Source organism: Derxia gummosa DSM 723 (genome assembly GCF_000482785.1).
In the GTDB taxonomy this organism is placed as follows: Bacteria; Pseudomonadota; Gammaproteobacteria; order Burkholderiales; family Burkholderiaceae_E; genus Derxia; species Derxia gummosa.
In genome coordinates, this window is sequence record NZ_AXWS01000007.1 from 189,243 (window position 1) to 208,483 (window position 19,241).

At 70.5% G+C, this 19,241-nt stretch carries 14 protein-coding genes; 13 read left to right on the top strand and 1 reads right to left on the bottom strand.

Annotation, left to right across the window (positions count from 1 at the left end):
- The first annotated feature begins 5 nt into the window (after positions 1 to 5).
- The 7 genes from H566_RS0102010 to H566_RS0102040 all read left to right on the top strand — a co-directional run bounded on the left by H566_RS0102010 (position 6) and on the right by H566_RS0102040 (position 9,858).
- Positions 6 to 1,943: a methyl-accepting chemotaxis protein gene (locus tag H566_RS0102010; RefSeq protein ID WP_028310108.1), complete on the top strand. Its 1,938-nt coding sequence runs from the start codon at positions 6 to 8 to the stop codon at positions 1,941 to 1,943.
- A gap of 77 nt (positions 1,944 to 2,020) precedes the next feature.
- Positions 2,021 to 4,105: a methionine--tRNA ligase gene (gene metG, locus H566_RS0102015; RefSeq protein WP_028310109.1), complete on the top strand. Its 2,085-nt coding sequence runs from the start codon at positions 2,021 to 2,023 to the stop codon at positions 4,103 to 4,105.
- A 158-nt stretch (positions 4,106 to 4,263) separates the two neighbouring features.
- Positions 4,264 to 6,333: a type IV pili methyl-accepting chemotaxis transducer N-terminal domain-containing protein gene (locus tag H566_RS0102020; RefSeq protein WP_051377870.1), complete on the top strand. Its 2,070-nt coding sequence runs from the start codon at positions 4,264 to 4,266 to the stop codon at positions 6,331 to 6,333.
- 14 nt (positions 6,334 to 6,347) lie between these two features.
- Positions 6,348 to 6,713 carry a response regulator gene (locus H566_RS0102025; RefSeq protein WP_028310111.1) on the top strand — a complete coding sequence of 122 codons (366 nt, stop codon included), beginning with the start codon at positions 6,348 to 6,350 and terminating at the stop codon, positions 6,711 to 6,713.
- 5 nt (positions 6,714 to 6,718) lie between these two features.
- Entirely contained in the window at positions 6,719 to 7,186 is a 468-nt protein-coding gene (locus H566_RS0102030) for a chemotaxis protein CheX (RefSeq protein ID WP_028310112.1), read from the top strand.
- 165 nt (positions 7,187 to 7,351) lie between these two features.
- Entirely contained in the window at positions 7,352 to 8,236 is an 885-nt protein-coding gene (gene kdoO, locus H566_RS0102035) for a Kdo hydroxylase KdoO (protein ID WP_028310113.1), read from the top strand.
- Entirely contained in the window at positions 8,233 to 9,858 is a 1,626-nt protein-coding gene (locus H566_RS0102040) for a glycosyltransferase family 39 protein (protein ID WP_028310114.1), read from the top strand. The genes kdoO and H566_RS0102040 overlap by 4 nt, the downstream gene beginning before the upstream one ends.
- Positions 9,859 to 10,015: 157 nt before the next feature.
- Here H566_RS0102040 and H566_RS0102045 read toward each other — a convergent pair whose 3' ends face one another.
- Positions 10,016 to 10,942, bottom strand: coding sequence for an aspartyl/asparaginyl beta-hydroxylase domain-containing protein (locus H566_RS0102045; RefSeq protein ID WP_245591263.1), 927 nt, complete (start codon positions 10,940 to 10,942; stop codon positions 10,016 to 10,018).
- A gap of 250 nt (positions 10,943 to 11,192) precedes the next feature.
- Here H566_RS0102045 and waaC point away from each other — a divergent pair, with 250 nt between their 5' ends.
- The 6 genes from waaC (at position 11,193) to H566_RS30325 (ending at position 19,159) form a co-directional block, all read left to right on the top strand.
- On the top strand, positions 11,193 to 12,269 hold the full coding sequence (gene waaC / locus H566_RS22400; RefSeq protein ID WP_051377872.1) for a lipopolysaccharide heptosyltransferase I: 1,077 nt from the start codon (positions 11,193 to 11,195) through the stop codon (positions 12,267 to 12,269).
- Positions 12,270 to 12,449: 180 nt separating this feature from the next.
- A complete protein-coding gene (locus H566_RS0102055; RefSeq protein WP_028310116.1) occupies positions 12,450 to 14,150 on the top strand; it encodes a SulP family inorganic anion transporter in 1,701 nt (566 codons plus the stop codon).
- 38 nt (positions 14,151 to 14,188) lie between these two features.
- Entirely contained in the window at positions 14,189 to 14,377 is a 189-nt protein-coding gene (locus H566_RS28750; protein ID WP_028310117.1) for a DUF3460 family protein, read from the top strand.
- A 4-nt stretch (positions 14,378 to 14,381) separates the two neighbouring features.
- On the top strand, positions 14,382 to 15,251 hold the full coding sequence (locus tag H566_RS0102065) for a segregation and condensation protein A (RefSeq protein ID WP_028310118.1): 870 nt from the start codon (positions 14,382 to 14,384) through the stop codon (positions 15,249 to 15,251).
- A gap of 22 nt (positions 15,252 to 15,273) precedes the next feature.
- Entirely contained in the window at positions 15,274 to 17,238 is a 1,965-nt protein-coding gene (locus H566_RS27115; RefSeq protein WP_051377874.1) for a PAS domain-containing protein, read from the top strand.
- On the top strand, positions 17,231 to 19,159 hold the full coding sequence (locus H566_RS30325) for an ABC transporter ATP-binding protein (protein WP_084544659.1): 1,929 nt from the start codon (positions 17,231 to 17,233) through the stop codon (positions 19,157 to 19,159). The genes H566_RS27115 and H566_RS30325 overlap by 8 nt, the downstream gene beginning before the upstream one ends.
- Positions 19,160 to 19,241 lie beyond the last annotated feature (82 nt).

Consider the following 19,241-nt stretch of genomic DNA (forward strand, 5'->3'; position numbering starts at 1 on the left):
TCTTCATGTCCTTCCTTCTCGACCCGGCGGAAGCGCTGCTGCGCCGTCTGCGCTTTCTGCCCAAGTTCCTGCTGCTCATCGGGCCGCTCACCCTGGCGCTTGCCCTGATGGCCGCCTACTGCGTCGGACTGGCGCATGACAGCCGCCGCGTCGCGCTCGACGAGATCGACGGCCTGGACCTGGCACACGACACCGTCGTTCTCATCAAGGCCACGCAGCAGCATCGCGGCCGCATGAGCATGAGACTCGGCGGCAAGCCCGAATCGGTGGCTCGTACCGCCGACGCCCGCCGCGACGTCGATGCCGCGCTCGCCGCGCTCGACCGCCGCATCGCCGCTCACGCACGCTTCGGCCTCGCCGACGACTGGCGTGACTACCGCGCAAGCTGGAACGAACTCACCGGCCGGCTCGACGGCCTCGACGCCGCCAGCTCGCTGCGGCTGCATACCGAGGCGATCGACCGTCTGCGCCGCCTGCTGGATCGCATCGACGAGACCAGCGGCCTCGCGCTCGATCCCGACGCCGCGTCCTACTACCTGATGACCGCCGCGACGATGCATCTGCCGCGTGCCATCGAGCATGTCGCGCTGGTGCGCGGCACGACCGCCGGCGCGCTCGCCAGCGGTCACGCGACGATTGCCCAGACCATGGCCGTCATCGCCCGGGCCCAGATGGCCACCAGCGAACTGCGCGATGCACACGAAGAAGTCGAAACCGCCGCACGCCACGACGCAGGTCTGCGCGCCGGCCTGCCGGCACTGGAGTCCGCGACCGCACAAGCCATCGCCTTCACCGACCATGCCGTCGCCTTGATCCGCGATGCCGACGGCAACAGCGACCGGGCCGAAGCCTTTTTCTCCGAAGGGACGCAGGCCATTGCTGGACTCGATACGGTCGGCACCGGCCTGTTCGATGCGCTGCGCCAGGAATTGCGTCAGCGCGTCGCCCGCAGCGAGAGGCTGCTGCTGACCCTCGGCTCGGCCGTGGCCGGCTGCCTCGCGGCCGTGCTGCTGCTGACCATCGCCTTCTACCGCTCGGTCGCGTATCGGCTGGGCCAGCTCGGCCGGGTGATGGCGGCGACGGCCGCCGGCGACCTCACTGCCCGTGTCGACGATCACGGCCATGACGAGCTTGCCGACATCGGCCGCGAGCTGGACGGCATGGTCGGCGGGTTGTCGCGGCTCGTCGCGCGCATCCGCGACGACGCGGTCGCCGTCGCCGCGGCCGGCGACGAGATCGCGGGCGGCAGCCAGGAACTGTCCGACCGCACCTCGACCCAGGCCGCCAACCTCGAGCAGGCCGCCGCCAACATGGCCGAGCTGACCTCGATGCTCAACCAGACCGTCGGCAACGCCGAGCGCGTGGATGAACTCGCGCGCGGCGCCAGCGACGTGGCGCGCGACGGCGATGCCTCGGTCGGCACGCTGGTCGAGACGATGGCCCACATCGAGACGAGCGCGAAGCGCATGGGCGAGATCCTTGGTGTCATCGACGGCATCGCCTTCCAGACCAACCTGCTCGCGCTCAACGCGGCGGTCGAGGCCGCCCGTGCCGGCGAACAGGGCCGCGGCTTTGCGGTGGTGGCAAGCGAGGTGCGCACGCTCGCGCGCCGCAGCGGCGAGGCGGCCACCGAGATCCGCACGATGATCGGCGAGTCGGTCACGCGCATCGGCGCCGGCAGCCGGCAGGTGGGCGAGGCGCGCGGACGCATCGGCGCGGTCGTCGGCCAGGTGAGCGAGGTGTCGGCGGTGATCGGCGCGGTGAGCCGCGCGTCGATGGAACAGAGCGTCGGCGTGCGCGAGGTGAGCGAGGCGGTCGGCGCGATCGACCGCATCACCCGCTCCAACGCCGAGCTGGTGGACGCCAACATGCGCACCGCCGAGGGACTGTCGGAACGCGCCAAGGATCTGACGCGCGCGGTCGCCGCCTTCCGCCTCGCCTGAGCACGGCCGGCCGGGGGAGAAGCGGCGGCTAGAATCGGCCTCCCCCGCGCCCCGGCGCCCGCTTCTCAGAACAGACCATGCCGCGCAAGCTCTTCGTCACCACCGCCCTGCCCTACGCCAACGCCGCCTTCCACATCGGCCACATCATGGAATACATCCAGGCCGACATCTGGGTGAGGGCGCAGCGCATGCAGGGCCACGAAGTGCACTTCATGGGCGCCGACGACGCCCACGGCGCGCCGATCATGATCGCGGCCGAGAAGGCCGGCCTCACGCCGCAGGCCTTCGTCGCCGGCATCGCCGCCGGCCGCAAGCAGTACCTCGACGGCTTCCACATCAGCCACGACCACTGGCACAGCACCGACTCGGCAGAGAACACCGAGCTGTCGCAAAGCATCTATCTCGCGCTCAAGGCCGCCGGCTTCATCGAGACGCGCGTGATCGAGCAGTTCTTCGATCCGGTGAAGGGCATGTTCCTGCCCGACCGCTACATCAAGGGCGAGTGCCCCAAGTGCGGCGCCAAGGACCAGTACGGCGACAGCTGCGAGGTGTGCAGCTCGGTCTACACGCCGCCCGAACTCAAGAATCCGTACTCGGTGCTGTCGGGCGCGACGCCCGAGATGCGCAGCAGCGAGCATTTCTTCTTCAAGTTGAGCGATCCGCGCTGCGTCGAATTCCTGCGCGAATGGACCACCACCGACCGCCTCCAGGACCAGGTCGCCAACAAGGCCAACGAATGGCTCGGCGAACCCAAGGAAGGCGAGGACGGCCTCGGCGACTGGGACATCTCGCGCGATGCGCCGTATTTCGGCATTCCGATTCCGGACGCGCCGGGCAAGTACTTTTATGTGTGGCTGGATGCGCCGATCGGCTATCTGGCGGCGCTCAAGAACTATTTCGATTCGGGCAAGGCCGCCGCGAATGGCGCCAGCCAGACTTTCGATGAATTTCTCGCCGATCCGGATTGCGAGCAGCACCATTTCATCGGCAAGGACATCATCTATTTCCACACCCTGTTCTGGCCGGCGACGCTCAAGTTTGCCGGCCGCAAGACGCCCGACCAGATTCACGTCCACGGCTTCCTGACCGTGAGCGGCGAAAAGATGAGCAAGAGCCGGGGCACCGGACTTTCGCCGCTCAAGTATCTGGAACTGGGCATGAATCCGGAATGGCTGCGCTATTACATCGCCGCCAAGCTCAATGGCCGCGTCGAGGATGTCGATTTCAATCCGGAAGATTTCGTCGCGCGCGTGAACAGCGATCTGGTCGGCAAGTACGTCAATATCGCCAGCCGCGCCTCGGGCTTTCTGGTCAAGCAATTCGGCGGTGAATTGAATGCCTTCAGCGTCGGCAATGACGGCGCGCAGGAATGGTCGCCGATGACTTTCCACGCACTCGCGGCGCGCGAATCGATCATCGCCGCGATCAACGGCCTCGACACCGGCCGCGCGCTGCGCGAACTCATGGCCGTGGCCGACTTCATCAACCAGCGCTACGACGCCGCCAAGCCCTGGGAACTGGCCAAGAAGCCCGAGGCGCGCGAGCAGCTGCACGCCGTGTGCAGCGACGCGGTGCGCGCCTTCGCGGTGCTCACCTACCTGCTCGCGCCGGTGCTGCCCGCGACGGCCGCCAAGGTGGCCGGCTGGCTCGGCCTGCCGCAGCCGCTGCGCCTCGACGCGCTTGACGGCGACGCTCCCGCCCTGCCCGCGACGGTCAAGCCCTACGAGCATCTGCTCCAGCGCGTCGATCCGAAGATGCTCGACGCATTGTTCGAGCCGCCGGCCGCGCCCAGGCTGATTCCGGGCGGCGAGGAAATCGCGCCCGAGATCAAGATCGACACCTTTGCCGCCGTCGATCTGCGCATCGCGCTGATCGTCAAGGCCGAGCATGTGGAAGGCAGCGACAAGCTGCTGCGCCTGACGCTCGATCTTGGTGAGGGCCGCACCCGCAATGTGTTCTCGGGCATCAAGAGTGCATACGACCCCGCGACGCTCGCGGGCAAATACACGGCGGTAGTGGCAAATCTTGCCCCGCGCAAGATGAAATTCGGCATCAGCGAGGGAATGGTATTAGCCGCTTCTCATGCGGATGAGAAATCCAATCCGGGAATTTTCCTACTCGAACCGCATTCGGGCGCCGTGGCCGGAATGCGCATTCGCTGACTCGGCGCATCGCCATTGCGATGGAGTTTGTAACCGTGACGAATATCACGGAGTGAACCGGCACCCGTGAATTGCGCGCGAATCGGGGGCACATGCCTTGCGAGGCCGGAAGGCCCGCAGGGCCTGAACCGATTCCCTGCCAATCACGCGGAGTTCCCGTGCCAGCGCGCAAAGCTTCACTTTTCGGCAAGTACCGCGAAATCGTCATCGCGGTTGCCTTCTTCCTGCTGTTCGACCTCGGCGTCCTGATCCTCAATTTCTACACGTCGTTCCAGATCAACGAGGACGCGGTCGCGATCAACCTGGCCGGGCGCCAGCGGATGCTGTCGCAGCGCATGACCAAGGCGGTGCTCGACCTCCAGTCGCTGCGCGCCGAGGGCGCACCCGCCGAGGCGGCCCGGGTCGAGCTGACCCGCACGCGGGCGCTGTTCGACCGCACGCTCAAGGCCTTCGCCAGCGGCGGCGAGACGGCCGGCGGCACCGGTCAGCCGGTCACGCTGCGCGCGGTCGAATCCGAACGCGGGCGCGAGGTGCTGGCCGCCGCCACCAGTCTGTGGACCCGCTACCAGAAGGCGACGGCACCGCTCGTGGCCGAGTCCTTCACCGACGCGGACCTCGACGCCGCCGTGCTCGCCACGCGCGACCTCAACCTCGGGCTGCTCGACGCGATGAACGACCTGACCGGCGCGCTCGAAGCCGGCGCCGCCGACCGCGCCGAATGGCTGCGCCGCGTGCAGGCCGGCGGCATGCTGCTGGCGCTGCTCAACTTCGGCTTCATCCTGTTCAAGTTCCTGCGCCGGCTGCGCGACAACGACGCGCGCATCGAGCAGGCCCAGCAGGAGAACCGCGAGATCCTAGACACGGTGTCGGAAGGCCTGCTGCTGCTCGCGCCCGACCATCGCGTCGGCACGCAGTTCTCGGCCTCGCTCGGCGGCATCCTCGGATGCGAGGTGAGGAGCGGCGACAACTTCCTCGATCTGCTGGCGACGATGGTGGCGCCGGCCACGCACGAGGCGGCGCGCGAATACCTCGCCCTGCTGTTCGGCGACCGCGTGAAGGAGACGCTGGTGCGCAGCCTCAATCCGCTCAGCGAGGTGCCGGTCACGCTCGAAGGCCAGGGCGGCGCGCGGCGCTATCTCGACTTCGAGTTCAGGCGCGCGATGGTCGCGGGCAAGGTCTCGCACCTGCTGGTGACGGTGGCCGACGTGACCGGGCAGGTCGAGCTGGCGCAGGAACTGGACGAGGCCCGCAAACGCGCCGCGAGCGAGGTGGGCGTGCTGCTCAACCTGCTGCGCGCCGAGCCCCGCGCGCTCGCCGGCTATCTGGACGACACCCAGGCCAGACTGGAGCAGATCAACGACGACCTGCGCGAACGCGTCGGCGAGGACGATCCGCGCCGCCTGATCCAGGGCTTCTGCCGCGTGCTGCACGGCATCAAGGGCGAGGCGGCCGCGCTCGGACTCGACATGTTCGAGACCATGGCGCACGAATTCGAGCGGCTGCTGCTGCCGCTGCGCGACGCGCCCCGGCTCGACGCCGACGCCCTGCTGAGCATTCCGGTGCGGCTGAGCGCCTTTCTCGAACGCATCGCCCTCGTGCGCGAGATGACCGCGCGCATCCAGCAGATGCATCCGCGCGACGCGGCGCCGGCCGAGACCGTCGCGCCGGTCACGCCGCTCGACGTGGCGAGCCAGCTCGAACGCGTCGCGCGCAACGTGGCCGACGACCAGAACAAGTGGCTCAACCTGGCGATCGACCTCGACAGCCTCGCGCCGCTGCCGGCGCCGCTGCGTGGCGAGCTGCGCGACATCACCGTCCAGCTCGTGCGCAACGCGGTCAGCCACGGCATCGAGACGCCCGACGAGCGCCGCGCCCGCGCCAAGCCGGCCACCGGGCTCATCGAGGTGAAGGCGCGTGCCCTGCCCGACTGCTACGAACTCGTGGTGCGCGACGACGGCCGCGGCATGTCGCCGGCGGCGGTGCGCGCGGCGCTGCTCGCGAGCGGCCGCTACGGCGAGGCCGAACTCGCCGCGCTCGACGACCGCGAGGTGCTCATGAAGGTGTTCGAGGCCGGCGTCAGCACCGCCGCCGACCGGGCCGACGGACACGCCGGCCACGGCATCGGCATGGACCTCGTGCGCGACCGGCTCGCCCGCCTCGGCGCGGGCCTGCGCTGCTCGACGCGCGAGAACGAATTCACCCAGTTCACGGTCCGACTGGCGAACTGATCCCAAGGCATGGCATGCGACTGCTGATCGTCGACGACTCCAACATCATCCGCACCCGCATCGCGCGGATCGCCGCCGACTGGCGCGCGAACGAATTCACCGTGGTGGGCATGGCGCGCAACGGCGTCGAGGCGCTGCGGCTGGCCGGCCTGCACAGGCCCGACGTGGTCACGCTCGACCTGACGATGCCCGAGATGGACGGCATCGAATGCGTCGGGCAGCTGGTGGCCCTGCTGCCCGAGGTGAAAGTGCTGGTGGTGTCGGCGCTGGCCGATAAGGCCACCGCGCTCCAGGCGCTCAAGCGCGGCGCCCAGGGCTTTCTGTACAAGCCCTTCACCGAAGCCCAGTTGGGCGCGGCCCTCACCGAACTGGTGAGCTGACGACCATGATCGACCTGAACGAGAAGGACATCGGCGTGTTCGTCGCGGCGGTGGAGCGCTACTTCCACCAGATCACCGCGACCGCGCCGATGCTGCGCTCGGCCTGGCTGTCCACCGCCGACGAGCCGCTGCCCAGCCACGAGTACACCGGCCTCATCGAGGTGAGCGGCGATTTCAGCGGCAACGTCTATTTCTCGACCGGCCGGGCGACGATCGAGCATCTGCTGGTGGCGATGCGCGAACCCATCCGCGACGAGAGCAACCTGCTCGACGCCGTGGGCGAGATCGCCAACACCCTGGCCGGCAATGCGCGCGAGTACTTCGGCGAGCGGCTCGTGATCTCGGTGCCGACCACGCTGCGCGGACCGGCGCCGGCCTTGCAGCAGCGCGCCTGCAGCCATCCCTACGTGATCGCGATCCAGTGGCAGCGCCACGAGGCCGTGCTGGTGGTGAACCTGGGCCGGCGCAATTGAACCGGGCGCGGGCCGGCCCGGCGGCGTGATGCCCGGTCCGGGCAACCGCGCGCCCGTCGCCAGCCGGCCACGCGCCGATCACCGTCCGCACCGATCCGCCGCAAGGCGGCGCCAATCCCGGCTTGCTAGGCTTGCGGCCTTTTCCGCCAGACGCACCGGACCGCCATGCCAGTTACCCCGCTCATCACCCTGCCCGACACCGCCTGGGTTGCCGGCGCCGGCGCGCCGACGCATGCCGTCGAACGCCAGCTCGAAGCCGGCGCGGTGCTCTGCCTTCCCGACCTGCGCTTCGCGCTGCGCGACGCCGAACGCCGCTTTCTCGACCCGCGCTGGGGCGACGGCAAGGCCAAGAACATCAGCCTGCGCACCAACGGCGAACTGCGCGGCGCGAGCGGCACGCCCGAGGAACAGACCGAGCTGCATGCGATGGTCGCGCGCTATCGCGACCAGGCCACCGCGCTCGCCGAGCGGCTGTTCCCGCATTACGTCGGCAAGCTGCGCCTGGGCAACACCTCCTACCGGCCGGTGGCCGTCGAGGGCCGCGAAACCAGCTGGCGCAAGGACGACACCCGGCTGCATGTCGACGCCTTCCCGTCCAACCCCACCCACGGCACGCGGCTGCTGCGCGTGTTCCACAACCTCAATCCGGTGGGCAAGCCGCGCGTCTGGCGCGTCGGCCAGGAGTTCGAGCCCTTCGCGAAGCACTTCCTGCCGCGCATCAAGGCACCCTTTCCGGGTTCGGCGGCGGTGCTGCGCGCGCTGCACGTGACCAAGTCGCTGCGCACGCCCTATGACCACTACATGCTCGGCCTGCATGACGAGGGCAAGGCCGATCTGGGCTGGCAGCGTGACTGCGAGCAGGCGACGGTCGAGTTCTCGCCGGGCACGACCTGGATCGTGTTCAGCGACCAGGTGCTGCATGCCGTCATGGGCGGCCAGTTCATGATGGAACAGACCTTCTATCTCGACGCCGCCGACCAGCTCCAGCCCGAGACCTCGCCGCTACGCGTGCTGGAACGCCTGCTGGCCCGGCCGCTCGTCGCCGCATGAGCAGCCAGCCCGCCCCCGACCTCGCCTCGCCCCTCCTCGCAGCCACGCCCGACCGGCATGGCATCGCCCGGCTGCTCGCGCTCTGCCTCGGCGCGCATCTGCTGCTCTGGGCCGTGCTGCCGGCGGCGATCGGCCTGAACTCGCCCTGGGACAACATCGAGGAGCTGGTCTGGTCGCGCACGCTGGAGCTGGGCTACTACAAGCATCCGCCGCTGCCGTCCTGGGTCATGCACGGGCTGGTGACGCTGTTCGGACCGTCGCCGGGGCTGACCTTCTTCGCCGGCGCGGGCTGCGTGGCGATCGCGCTGGCCTTCGTCTGGAAGCTTGGCTGCGAGCTGCGCGACGGCGCGGGCCGGCCGGTGGCGCCGGCGCTGTCGCTGGCCACGGTGCTGCTGGCGTCGCTCGCGGCGTACCACAACCTGCGCGGGCTCTACTTCAACCACAACGTGGCCCAGCTGCCGTCCTTGGCGGCGGCCTTCCTGTTCTTCCACCGCGCGCTGCGGCTCGGCCGCAGGCGCGACTGGATCGCGCTGGGCGCGGCCTGCGGCATCGCGCTGCTGACCAAGTACAGCGCGACGCTGTTCTTCGCGAGCTTCGCCGCGCTGGTGGCGTGGGAGCGCCGCCTGGGCGAGGCGCGGCTGTGGCGCGGCATCGCGCTGGCGACGGCGGTCATGCTCGTGGTGCTGGCGCCCCATCTCGCCTGGGGCATCGCCCATGACTTCCCGACGCTGCGCTATGTCGAGCATTCGGTCGGCGACATGCACCGGATGAACCGCTTCGTGAACCTCTGGGGTTTCGTCTCGACGCAGATCGTGCGGCTGCTGCCGGTGGCGCTCGGGCTCGGGCTGGTGCACTGGCTCGGTCGGCGCAGTGCCACGGCGGAGGGCCACGCGGCGGTCAGGGGCGACGACCTCGCCGCCGACCGCGCCGCCCTGCTCTGCCCGAGCGACCGGCGCTTCGTGCTCGCGGTCGGCCTCGGGCCGCTGATCATCACGCTGGCGCTGGCGCTGTTCGGCGGCATGTTCATCGACAGCCCATGGGCCAGCATGTACTTCCTGCTCGCGGGCTGGCTGGCGGTGCTGGCCTGGCCGCGCGGTGGCGCGAAGGCGCTCGACCTCGGACGCGTGCTGAAGGTGGTGGCGGCGATCCAGGTCGCGCTGGCGGTCGGCTATCTGCTCGGCAACACGCTGCTGCCCTCGCTCGCGGGCCATCGCGGCCGCAGCAACTTCCCGGGCGAGACGGTGTCGCGCGCGGCGGTGGAAGCCTGGAATCCGGCGCGGCGCGGGCCGCTGCGGGTGGTCGTGGGCGACACCTGGCTGGCCGGCAACATCGCCATCCACCGCAAGCCGGTGCCGGCGGTGTTCATCGACGCCGATCCGCTCAAGGCGCCCTGGACGGGCGATGCCGACGTGGCCGGCTGCGGCGCGCTGGTCGTCATCGACGACAGCCGCACCGGCGAAGGCGGCGACCTGCCCGATCCGCGCGTGGTCGCGCTGTTCGAGCGCGGCGGCGAGCACGGCGAGTTCACCGCGCCCTGGGGCGGCCGCAAGGCCCGGCCAGTGCGCGTGCGCTGGGCCGTTGTCGAGCCGGAACCGGGTCGGGTCTGCCGGCTGACCGAGTGAGCACAGTCCGGGCGGCGGCCTGCCGGCGCCGGCGGTCGCCGCAACGTCCGCCGGAGTCACGCCCGCCCGGCCGCGACCGCATCGGTCATGAGCGGCCGCCCGGTCCGCGCCGGAAGATGCTCCAGGCCGCTCGCCCGCCGTCGGCGGCGCGCGGGACTCAGCGCAGCACGAGGTACAGCAACCCGCCGATCAGCACCCACTTGGCGAGGTAGTAGGCGGGCTTGCTGCGCTTCTTGAGGTTCTTGCCGACCACGCGGATCTTGTAGACCTGCGAGAACAGCCGGTTGATGAGGCCAATGCGTTCGCCCGGCACGTTCTCGGTGGCCGAGGCGCGCAGCAGCGTCACCCGCACCAGATGGTTGAAGGCTCGCGCCAGCGGGTTGTTGAGCGGCCGGTCGATGTCGAGGAAGAGAATGATCCGCGCCACCTCGGTGTTGTTGACGGCCGTGTGGATGTAGGTCTCGTCGAAGAACAGCGCCTCGCCGTCGCGCCAGTGGCGCTTCTCGCCGTCCACCTCGATGTAGCACTCGGGCGAATTGGGCGTGACCAGCCCGAGGTGGTAGCGGATCGAGCCGGCATACGGGTCGCGGTGATTGGGCAGGCGCGCGCCCGGCGGCAGCACCGTGAACATCGCCGCCTCGATGCCCGGAATGCTCTCCAGCAGCGCCAGCGTCCTCGGGCACACCGAGCGCGCCGAATCCAGCGGCTTGCCGTACCACTTGAGGTAGAAGCGCGTCCAGCCGGTGCGGAAGAACGAGTTGAAGCCCGCGTCGGTAAAGCCGTTGGCCGCCTTGATCACGCCCTCGCGGTAGGCCGCCACCGCCTCGTCGCGGATCATTTCCCAGGCATCGGTCACGGGCTTGAGCCGCGGGAAATCGGCTTCGCGCAGGAAGGGCGTCGCCGGCACCTTCGAGCACAGGTACATCACCGTGTTGATCGGCGCGGTGAAGGTCGAATGGTCGGTGAGCTGGCGGAAGAACCGGTGCCGCACCCGCCCCCTGAAATGCACGTACGTGGTCGAGGCGATGAAGATCGCCACGACCAGCCACTTGACCTGGAACAGGCCGGAAAGAATCTCGGGCACGTCGCCCCTCCCTGCTGGGCCCGCGCACGAGACCGGCAGGACCGGTTGCGGGCGATTGACGCCCGGCTTTGCATGGCCGGACGGATTGAAGAGGGTCGGAGTCTAGCAACCGGGCTCCGCCCATCGACCCAGTCACCTCAAACACACTTCGGCAGCAGCTTGCGGTTATCTTTCCGGGCGATTTCATCCGACCTTCGGCCAAAGGCTGGCGCCAGACGCGCCGACCGTTTCCGCATCAGACCTTGCCCGAGTGAACCTGCCCGCCGCTCCCGCTCTGCCCGGCCTGTCCGCCCCCCGCCTCGCTCGTCCGCCGCGCCGCCTGCTGGTGGTGAAGCTGTCGGCCCTCGGTGACCAGATCTTCATGCTCGCCGCCGTGACCGACGCGTTGCGGCGCTGGCCCGGTCTGGAGGTGGACTGGGTCGTGGACGAGCGCTTCGCCGCCATCCCGCGCCTGCATCCCGAGGTGAGGCGGGTGTTCACCGTGCCGCTGCGGCGCTGGCGCAAGGCACCGCTGCGCGGCGCGCACTGGCGCGAACTCGCCGCCCTCGTGCGCAGCCTGCGCGAATCCGAATACGACCTTGTCGTCGACGGCCAGGGCATGTGGAAGAGCCTGATCGTCAGTCGGCTCGCGCGCGCCGCCGACAGCATCACCCACGACCCGGGCGATTGCGGCGAGGCGGGCAGCGCGCGCCACTTCCGCCGCCGCTGCCCGCCGGTGCCGCATCTGCATGGCGCCGCGCGGCTGCGCGCGCTGATGGCCGCCGCGCTCGACAGCGATCCGCACTGCCCGCCCGACTATGCGCTGCACTGCGTCGCGCTGCCGGCCGGCATCGAGCCGCCACCGCCCGACTGGGCGCTGCTGCAGCCGCATGCCTCGCGGCCGCACAAGCGCTGCGCCGACGAGCTGTGGGTGCGACTGGGCCAGGCGCTGGTCGCGCGCGGCGTCACGCCCGTCCTGCCCTGGGGCAATGACACCGAGCGTGCCGAATCGGCCGCGATCTGCGCCGCGATCGGCCCGTCCGCGCGCCTCGCGCCCCGGCTCGACATCCCGGCGTGGATCGGCTGGCTCGGCACGGCCCGGCTGTGCGTGTCGACCGACACCGGCCTCGGCCACATCGCCTCGGCCTGCCGCGTCGCCACGATCATGCTGTTCCGCGACGGACCGGTGCCGGTGTTCGCGCCGGCCGATCCGGTGCGCAGCAGCGCGCTCGGCGGCGGTGGCTGCTGGCCGACCGAGGCCGAACTCGACGCCGCGCTCGCACGCGCGCTCAGGCCAACGACGGCGACGGCGGACAGCGCGGCCGCGCCGGCGCTCCAGCGGGCCTGAGCCGGCCGACCGCACGATCGGGCCGGGCGCTGCTCATCAGGCCCCGCCCACGCGCCTGGCGGCGCCCGCACCTCCCCGCTCCGCGGCTGCCCCGCTGTTGCGCACTCCCTGCGACTGCGCATGGCAATCCCCGGGCGTGCTGCCTAGACTCGGTCGCTTCCCTTCCGCTCCGGTCCCGTCATGTCCAGCCCCTCCGCCGCGTCCTGGCGCTTTCGCCCGCGCCTGATCGACAACCTCGCCGGCTACAGCCTCGCGCGCTTCGGCCGCGATTGCGCCTCGGGCGCGACGGTGGCGGTGGTGGCGCTGCCGCTGGCGATGGCCTTCGGCATCGCCAGCGGCGTGACGCCCGACGCCGGGCTGTTCACCGCCATCATCGCGGGCCTGTGCATCAGCGCGCTCGGCGGCTCGCGGGTGCAGATCGGCGGACCGGCGGGCGCCTTCATCGTCGTGGTGTTCGGGATCATCCAGCAGCACGGTCTGGCCAACCTGCTGATCGCCACGATGCTGGCCGGGCTGCTGCTGTTCGCCATGGGGGCGCTGCGGCTCGGCAACCTGATCCGCTTCATCCCGGTGTCGGTGGTGATCGGCTTCACCAACGGCATCGCGGTGCTGATCGCGCTGTCGCAGTTCAAGGACCTGCTCGGGCTGGCGATCCCGAAGATGCCGGGCGAGTTCTTCGAGCAGTTGCATGCGCTCTGGGCCGCGCGCGCCAGCTTCAACCCCTGGGCGCTGGCGGTGGCCTCGGGCGGCCTCGCGATCATGTTCACCTGGCCCAAGCCGCCGTCGGCGACGGCGCTGGTGCCGCGCTGGCGGCGCTTCGCGGCGATGCTGCCGGCTCCGCTCGCGGTGCTGGTCGCCACCACCACGGCCGTGTGGCTGCTCGATATCCCGGTCAGCACGATCGGCTCGCGCTTCGGCGGCATTCCGCAGGCGCTGCCGGCGCCCGATCTGCCCGAGTTCCACTGGGCGACGGTGCGCCAGCTGTTCGGGCCGATCGTCACGATCGCGCTGCTGTGCGCGATCGAGTCGCTGCTGTGCGCGCGCGTGGCCGACGGCCTGCTCGGCGAGCATCACGACCCGAACCAGGAGCTGATGGCCCAGGGCGTCGCCAACTTCGTGACGCCGCTGTTCGGCGGCATCCCGGCCACGGGCACGATCGCGCGCACGCTCACCAACGTGCGCGCCGGCGCGACCTCGCCGGTGGCGGGCATCGCGCATGCGCTGTTCCTGCTCGTGATCGTGCTCGTGGCGGCGCCGCTCGCCGCGCACGTGCCGCTCGCCGGCCTGGCCGCGATCCTGCTGTTCGTGGCCTGGAACATGGGCGAGTGGCGCGAGTTCGTGAAGGCCAGGGCGTTCAGCAACAACTACCGGATCATTCTCGTGAGCACCTTCCTGCTCACCGTGGTGCTCGACCTGTCGGTGGCGGTGGAAGTGGGCCTCGTGCTGTCGGCGGCCTTCTTCATCACGCGCGTAGCCTCGCTGACGGAAGCCGCGCCGGTCGAGCTGACGCCGGACGAATCGGCCTATGGCCGCGTCGCCGCCTGCCGGCTGTACGGCTCGCTGTTCTTCGGCTCGGTGGGCAAGGTCGAGGCGCTGAGCAACGCGGCGTCGGCGCGCGTGGTCATCGTCGATCTGACGCGGCTCATCAACCTCGACACCACCGGCGCCGAGGCGCTGCGCGAATGGCTCGACAACCAGCGCCGCGCGGGCGGCGACCTCGTGCTGTTCGGCGCCAACCCCCAGCCGCGCTCGCTCATCGAGCGCAGCGGGCTGCTCGCCGAACTCGGCGCCGACCATCTCCAGCCCGATCGCGCGGCGGCGCTGGCGCTGGCCTGGAAACTCGCCGGCGCCGACGGTTCCGCGTCAGCGACGCAAGGCTAGAATCGCGCGCTTCAAGATCGATACCGCCGGGAACCGCCATGGAAACCTACACGTCCGACATCACCCAGTTCCTCAAGCAGCTCAAGCAGGCCAAGCCCTATCTCGATCAGGCCCAGCGCGACGGCCGCGCCCTCCTCTGGGAAAGAAACCTCGATCCCGACGAGCAGGAAGCCTTCAAGAAGGCCCGCGTGGCGCAGAAGCCCTACGTCTACGGCTCCGAGCCCTGAGCGCGTGAGCGCCACGCCCCTCGACGAGGCCGCCCTGCACGACACGCAGGCGGCCGACGGCCTGCCCGACACGGTGGACGGCCTCGCCTACGCCAAGCTCTACGGCGAGCCGCTGTTCAAGCTGCCGCAGGATGTCTACATCCCGCCCGACGCGCTTGAAGTGTTCCTGGAGGCCTTCGAGGGGCCGCTCGACCTGCTGCTCTATCTCATCCGCAAGCAGAACTTCAACGTGCTCGACATCCCGATGGCGGATGTCACCAAGCAGTACCTCGGCTACATCGAGCAGATCCGCGAGCGCAACCTGGAGCTCGCCGCCGAATACCTGCTCATGGCCGCGATGCTCATCGAGATCAAGTCGCGCATGCTGCTGCCGGTCAAGAAGGCCGACGACGGCAACGAAGCCGAGGACCCGCGCGCCGAACTCGTGCGCCGCCTGCTCGAATACGAGCAGATGAAGCTCGCCGCCCGCCAGCTCGACGACCTGCCCCAGCTCGGCCGCGACTTCTGGCGCGCCGAGGCCCTCATCGACAACACCACGTCGGTGCGCCTGCCCGACGTCAATCCCGACGACCTGCGCCAGGCCTTCGCCGACATCCTCAAGCGGGCGAAGCTCGTGCAGCACCACCGCATCACGCGCGAGGAGCTGTCGGTGCGCGATCACATGAGCCGCATCCTGCGGCGCCTGCAGGACAGCCGCTTCGTCGAGTTCACCGAGCTGTTCCTCGGCGACGAGCGCCTGCTCGGGCGCGGGCCGGCCATCGTCGTCGTGCACTTCGTCGCGATGCTCGAGCTGGCGCGCGAATCGCTGCTCGAAATCACCCAGGCCGAGGCCTACGCGCCGATCTACGTGCGCCTCGGCTACCGCCCCAGCTGACGCAGACGGGGACGAGACCGCCATGAGCAAGCGCGACTCCCGCCCCGATGCCACGGGCGCCGCCCCGTCCCGCGCGACCGCCACCGGACGCGAGGCCGCGACGCCGACCCCGATCGACGGCGGCGCCGGCTCCACCCGCCTCGACGTCCTGCGCGAAGCGGGCCTGCTCGACCCCACGCCCGACGCCAGCTTCGACCGGCTCACCCGCGTGGCCGCGCGCATGAACGCCGCGCCGATCGCCTTCATCAACTTCATCGACGACCACCGGCAGTTCATCAAGAGCGCCTTCGGCATGGACGGCGGCCTGCCCGATTCGCGCGAGCTGCCGCTGGTCGGCGGCTTCTGCGAGCGCGTGGTCGCCACCGGCGCGCCGCTGCTGCTCACCGACGCGCGGCTCGATCCGCATTTCGCCGGCAGCCTGCCGGTCCGCGCGCTCGGCCTCGTGAGCTATTGCGGCGTGCCGCTGCGCCTGAGCGAGGACGGCCCGGTGCTCGGCGCGCTGTCGGTCTGCGATCGCGTACCGCGCGACTGGAGCGCCGACCAGCTCGGCAACCTGCTCGACCTCGCCGGCGCGGTCGCCACCGAAGTGATGCTGCGTCGCCAGGTCGAGCTGCAACGCCGTACCAAGCTCGCGCTGCGACGCTCGCAGCACCAGCTCGAACACGCGACCGTCGCCGGCAGCGTCGGCCTCTGGTACTGGGATCTCACCTCCGAGGTCATCGACTGGACGGTGCTGTGCAAGCGCATCTTCGGCTTCGCCGACGACCAGTCCGTCACCTACGCCCGCTTCCTTGGCGTGATCCATCCGCAGGACCGCGACAACGTCGACGAGGGGGTGCAGGCGGCGCTGCGCGGCGAGGCGCCCTATCACGAGACCTTCCGCGTCATCTGGCCCGACGGCAGCATCCGCTGGATCAATTCGCGCGGCGCGCCGGTGCGCAACGAGGACGGCGTGGCCGTCGCGATGAGCGGCGCCGCCTTCGACGTCACGCTCAACAAGCACACCGAACTCAAGCTGCGCGCCTCCGAGCACGGCCTGCGCGCGCGCAACGACAACCTCCAGACCCAGGTCGAGGCCCGCACCGCCGAGCTGCAGAACCTCTCGCGCCACCTGCTGCACGTGAGCGAGAACGAGAAATCCCGCCTCGCCTCAGAGCTGCACGACGAACTCGGCGCCTACCTCACGGTGCTGCGCATGGACCTGGCCGCGATCCAGCGCGGCCTGCGCGAGACCGCGCCCGCGCTGCTGCCCCGGCTCGACCGCGCCCTCGCCACGCTGGCCGAGACCACCGACATCAAGCGCCGCATCGTCGAGGGCCTGCGCCCGAGCCTCATCGACACCTTCGGTCTCGAAAAGGCCTTGCAGATGCATGTCGAGCAGTTCGCGGGCACGAGCGGCCTGCAATGGCGACTCGATGTCGAGCCCGAGCTGCCCGTGCTCGACGAGCACCGCGCGATCGCGCTCTACCGCATCGTGCAGGAGGCGCTCAACAACTCGGCGAAGTACGCCCGCGCCACGCAGGTGAGCGTCAACCTGCACGAGGTGGCGGGCGGCGTGCGCCTGACCGTGGCCGACGACGGCACCGGCCTGCCGCCAGGCTGGCGCGGCCGGCCCGGCAGTCACGGCATCGCGGGCATGCGCCAGCGCGTCGAGTTCTTCGGCGGGCGCTTCGAGATCGGCCCCGGCCCGGGCGGACGCGGCACCCAGGTGAGCGCCACCGTGCCGCGCGCCGAGGTGGCGGCACACGCGCCCTCGGCCAACCAGCTCGACGCGATCGACCCGAACGCGACGCTCGACCTGAACCTGCTTGCCGGCAGGAATGTCGGCCTGATCAACCTCGCCGCCGGACTCGATGGCCACGCCAGCCCGCCCGGCGAGCCCGACGCGCCGGCCGACGCCGCCGACCCGTGCGCCGCCCCGTCCGAGCTGATCCCGCCGCTCGACCTGCCGCGCCGCACCGACGGCACCGATCCCGCCGATGCCTGACGACCGCGCGCCCGATCGCGCCACCGGCCTCGCCCGCGCCGACGGCACGCCGGTCACACCACTGCCCGCCACGCCACTCGCCTTCCTCTGGGCGGCGGTGCGGGTGCGCCCCTGGAGCTATCTCGCGCTGCTGCTGCTCGAAACCACCCAGGCCGGCTGCGGCATCCTGCTGCCCTGGGCGCTGGGCGAGGTGGTGCGCACCGTCACCGGCGCCGGCTCGGCCGCCGACGCCTTCGCGCGCATCGACGGGCCGTTCGCGTGGTTCGTCGCGCTCAGCCTCGGCGAGGTCGTCGCCAGCCGCGCGAGCGGGACGCTCTTCCTCTGGATGTTCCCGCGCCAGCGCCAGGCCATCGCGCAGGCGATGTCGGCCTGGCTGCAAGGCCATTCGCACCGCTATCTCGGCGACAACTTCGCGGGCGCGCTCGCCCACCGCATCGGCGAGACCTCGCTCGGCGTGAACCAGACGCTCGGGCTGATGCTGTTCGACTTCTGGCCGGTGTCGGTGGTGTTCGGCGTGTCGATCGTGCTGCTGCACCGCGCGAACGCGGGGCTGGCGCTGTTCGTGTCGCTGTGGATCGCGGGCTTCGTGCTGGCGTCGTTCTGGCTCGCGCGGCGCTGCCAGCCGTACTCGATCGCGGCGGCGGCGGCGCGCAGCGAGACCAACGGCCGCATCGTCGATGCCGTCGGCAACCTCACGAGCAGCCGGCTGTTCGCGCGCTTCGGGCACGAACGCATGCTGTTGCGCGACCAGTATCGGCGCGAACTGAAGGCGATCGGCACCGCCAACCGCTATGCCGAGGGCGTGCGCTGGTTCCAGTTCCTCGCGGCGGCAGCGCTCAAGATCGGCATGCTCTGGTACGCGATCCGGCTGTGGCGCGAGGGCGCGATCGGCGTGGCCGAGTTCGTTACGGTCACGGGGCTGGCGCTGCTCATCATCACCGAGGCGCGCAACCTGAGCCGGCGCTTCCTTGAGCTGTTCGAGTACTCGGGCAACGTGGCCAACGGCGTGAACACGATCGCCCGGCCGCACGAGATCGTCGATGCGCCGGGCGCGCGCCACGTCGTGGTCGAGCGCGGCGCGATCGAGCTGCGCGAGGTGGTGTTCGGCTACGGTCACAGGGCCGGCGACGGCGCGCCGACCACGAAGTCGCGCGGCGCCGGCACCGACGCGAACGCGGGCAAGACGGCCGCGCGCGGTGGCGATGACGGCGCGCCGCTCGTGTTCGACCGCCTGTCGCTGCGCATCGCGCCGGGCGAGCGCGTCGGGCTGGTGGGCGCCTCGGGCTCGGGCAAGTCGACGCTCGTCAACCTCGTGCTGCGGCTCTACGACCCGCAGTCGGGCGCCATCCTCATCGACGGCCACGACCTGCGCGACTTCACGCAGGACTCGCTGCATGCGCAGATCGGTCTCATCCCGCAGGACCCGAGCCTGTTCCACCGCAGTCTGCGCGACAACATCCGCTACGGCCGGCTCGACGCGAGCGATGCCGAGGTCGAGGCCGCCGCGCGCCAGGCCCAGGCGCACGACTTCATCGCCGCGATGAAGGAAGGCTACGACTCGATGGTGGGCGAGCGCGGCGTGAAGCTGTCGGGCGGCCAGCGCCAGCGCATCGCGATCGCGCGCGTGGTGCTCAAGAACGCGCCGGTGCTCATCCTCGACGAGGCCACTTCGGCGCTCGATTCGCTCACCGAGCAGGCGATCCAGCGCACGCTCGACACGGTCATGCGCGGCAAGACGGTGATCGTGGTGGCGCACCGACTGTCGACCATCGCCCATCTCGACCGCATCGTCGTGTTCGAGCACGGCCGCGTGGTGGAGGACGGCCCGCACGAGGCGCTGCTGGCGCGGCGCGGGGCCTACTGGCGGTTGTGGAGCCGGCAGGCGGGCGGGTTTCTGGGCGACGAGACCGGCGAGTCCTGAAGGACGCCGGGGCAGGACATTTCGCCCTGATGGCGCCTGACGGCGGCGCTGTCCACACTCCGGCGCACCGCATCCCGCCCGG